The organism is Oleiphilus sp. HI0128 (assembly GCF_001635365.1).
Window position 1 is genome coordinate 1 of record NZ_LWGG01000889.1, and the last position, 3,489, is coordinate 3,489.

At 43.4% G+C, this 3,489-nt stretch carries 4 protein-coding genes; all 4 read right to left on the reverse strand.

Annotation, left to right across the window (positions count from 1 at the left end; all coding sequences use genetic code 11):
- On the reverse strand, window positions 1-933 hold a 933-nt coding region (locus A3763_RS14285; RefSeq protein ID WP_197482910.1), incomplete at its 3' end, for a hypothetical protein.
- A gap of 121 nt (window positions 934-1,054) precedes the next feature.
- On the reverse strand, window positions 1,055-2,191 hold the full coding sequence (locus A3763_RS14295; RefSeq protein ID WP_068511217.1) for a DUF1513 domain-containing protein: 1,137 nt from the start codon (window positions 2,189-2,191) through the stop codon (window positions 1,055-1,057).
- On the reverse strand, window positions 2,191-3,249 hold the full coding sequence (locus tag A3763_RS14300) for an imelysin family protein (RefSeq protein WP_068511215.1): 1,059 nt from the start codon (window positions 3,247-3,249) through the stop codon (window positions 2,191-2,193). The genes A3763_RS14295 and A3763_RS14300 overlap by 1 nt, the downstream gene beginning before the upstream one ends.
- A partial coding sequence (locus tag A3763_RS14305; RefSeq protein ID WP_304440816.1) for a di-heme oxidoredictase family protein occupies window positions 3,249-3,489 on the reverse strand: 241 nt, incomplete at its 5' end. The genes A3763_RS14305 and A3763_RS14300, both read right to left, overlap by 1 nt.

Sequence of the window (3,489 nt, forward strand, 5' to 3'; positions counted from 1 at the left end):
CATGACATGGGTTAGCCTTTGGATAGGAGCATTGATGGATCGGAATATGGCTAAATTAATAATAAGAATAATCACAGTCAGTACGCCGGTTATCATATAGAAGGTTGACTTACTTCGTGCTTTGGTTGCCTCTAACGAACTGTTCATCATGGCAGATAACGAAGTAAGCTGTTCCTCGCTTTGATGGATGGTAGCACGTAGCTGACCGAGCAAGCCTGTTTCGGGGCTTAATCCAAGTTCTTGTGTCTTAACCGTTAGCTTTCTAAAGTCATAAGCGTAAGCGTTCAGGTTTTTTCTGACCTGGTCTTTAATTTGCGAAGGTAGCGCTCTGCTATCCAAAGTAGACATTATTGCCGCCATATCAGTATTAAACTTATCGATGTATTTTGTGTCTAGTCGCAGCATAAAGTCTTTTTCTCGACGACGTAACATAAGTGTTTCCGCAAGCAGTTGGTAGTCTTTTAGCTCAGTAATAGCGGACTCAGCACTGTGTACTGATGCTCGAAGAGTACCGTAAAGCCCGGTTTTAGGTGTTAATCCTATTTCTTTTTGAGTTTTCGATATGGTTAAAAAAGTTTGATGATAGCTTTTTATTATGTCGCCTAATTTGGTGAGATTATCTTCAGTGTCAAACCCAAGTGAGTTGTTTAATACTTTTAGTTCGCTAATTTCTTTGTTTAGCTTTGCAACATTATCAGAGAATCGTGTGACGTATTTTTCATCTTTCCTGGTGAGGAAGTCCTTTTCATTCCGTCTCAAGGTAAGCATGTTAGAGTTAAGCTTTTCAATGGACACAAGCGAAGAAGCTGACTCTGATAGTGTCTTGCTAAAATTGAGCTCGACTAAGATGATTGTAAGCATACCAACTAATGTAATAGTGCAGATTGATAAGAGCTTAGATTTAATTGATATGTTATCTAACAGTTTGGACATATTTGACCCCCTATTGCCTATTCCAGAAGCTCGTTACCTATGAAGTTGAGCTGTATCACAGATAGTATAGTTGAGTTTTGACTTTTAGGAGCTTGAAAAATGGACTTTTGTATTTGTGTGTTTAGGCGCTCAAGAGATGGTTATCCCAGGCAATTTTGAGGCCTGGGTTGGATAAGTTTTGACTAAGTTCTTTTGTTGTATTGTTGTAGTGGTAAAGGTTGCCTAAGCCGTTGGAAATAACAAATTCATTGTTTCGATAGCTGGTTAAACCGCAGCCATCTTTACAACGAAGACTGCTTAAATAGATTAATTGATCAAAGTCCCAAAAGGTAATCAAATCTCCTTTGGGTGAGGAAACCGCGGCAGTTTTTCCTATGGGGTCAAAACAAACGCTGCCACAATAATGCTTCATGGCATAATTAACATCATCGGGTGCCCAAAGAGGTTTGAGGTCTTTCCCTCGTTGGTGGTGGGCAACCAAGGGAACGCTGTCAGTTTTATCTCCTTGATACTGTAGGCCGATCACCACTTCATCTCTTTGGTTGATATCGATGTGACGAATGCTCAGCTGGTGGTATTCCTCTTTTAACTTTACTTGCTCTAGTAAGTCACCACTCGTAAGCGAGACATAAGTTAGTGAAGGGGACATGGTATCGAGGTTCAGCTTTACACGACCTTTATCCGGGTGTGTGAGAATACCTCCATTGGCAATAACTAAAGTATCCGTGTCGCTGCAGAGCTTTATTTCATGTGGACCAATACCATGGCTTGAGAGCTGGGCGTGTACGCGATAATCGTTGAGCACATCTCTCACAAAAAGCCTTCCTTGACCCGAATCTATGTGATTTTCAGTGCTGACCAAATAACGTCCATCAGGTGTGTAAAGAGCATGCCCGTAGAAGTGGAAACCCTGTTCAGGCTGAATATGTTTTATCACTCTGCCTGATTTGATTGAAGATACGATTATGTATTGACCAGGACGCCGCCCAATGACTGCTATTTCTTCTTTATGAGGGTGCTTGATCACCTGGTGAGCTCTGGCGGGAAGCTTAAGCCGACTGACAGGTTCGCCATTTCCTTGTAAGCAAATTACCCAATGCTGACCGTGTCTATCCCTAGCTGCACTAATGAGCAATTCTGAGTCGTTTTCCTTGGCGAAGGCATTGAATGGGCTGAGTAAGCTGCTTGCGACTATAGATCCAAGGAGCTGTCTTCGGCTTAGCCTTGTGTTTTCTAATGTCGAGAGTTTGTCAGTCATTAATCACCATCTCGACTGTTAAAGCCAAGGTGAATACCCAAGGCCGATACTGATGTTTCGAGCTCCTTGTGTAAGGTGCCTATTTTCTTATAGATGTCTAATGTTGCCTGGTAGCCTTCAGCTGTTCTGACTGCATTTTCCAAAGGTGTATTGATCTGCTTAATTGCATCGACCAGGGCCGTGTATTGATGGCTAATTGAATGGTATCTTTCAGGGGGGAGTATGTTGGCTAGCCCTTCAAACATAAGCTGAAGGCTAAGAATATTCAACTCAATATTGCGCAATGAGCGTTGGCTTCTCCATGATTCCAGTCGCTTATATTTTTCTTTCCCAAACGCGCTGCCAAGCGGGCGTTTAAGCTTTAAGTCTCGTATGACTTCCAAGGGTTCGATCATTGTTTTTAATAAAGCTGTGGCGGCGTCGATGTCGTCTTCGAAGTAGCCGTCTAGTTGTTTAGCGTCGGCAAACTGGCCACGCATATGCTTAAGCCACTCGCTATGTAGTGATGTACTGATCGTCGAAACATTCTGAGAGATCGTCGTTAATACATCGCAGTGGAACTTATTTGCCTTGAGTTCATTGAGCGCCGATTGTTTGAAAAGAATTCTTTCAATCGCGGGTAAGCCTTTAACGCTAATGCTGACACGCTGGAATTTATCTTCATTCAGCAATGTTTTGTCGTCACTTGCTAGAAGAACACCTAGGTGTTTGCCGATATGATTCTTCTTGTCGGGCCAGAACTGTAAGCTATGGCTGCGCATTGAAAACTCTATGGGGCCAAACGTGATATTTTGAATAGATTGCCAGGCATCCATCGTCTTGTGGAAATCACCGATGCTATTATCTAGCGCCTCTTGAGAAGGGCTTTGGCAGAGGCCTTGGGTGCTCTGCTGCAAAGCCTGAGAGGCAGCGCTAAGCGATTGATAAAACGGGATAACAAAGCTATTAACTGTCGCATGGTTGAAGTTTTTCCAGTCAGCTTCACTTGGGGCGGCATGACATACAAATGAGAGGATACAAGCTAAGAAAATACTGGAAATCGTAGAGGTTCTGTTCATTAAAGTGATTCCAAAAAAGTAAGCAGTTGTGCGCGTTGCTCTTGGGGCATTGTTTGTACGGCTTGCTTGGCAGATTCGGCCTCGCCGCCATGCCACATAATTGCTTCAAGTATACTGCGTGCGCGGCCGTCATGCAGAAGAAAATGGCTGCCATTTACGTATTTGTCTGAACCGAGCCCCCAAAGTGGAGCGGTTCTCCATTCCTGTCCGTTTGCCTTAAACTCGGGTCGATTGTCCGCC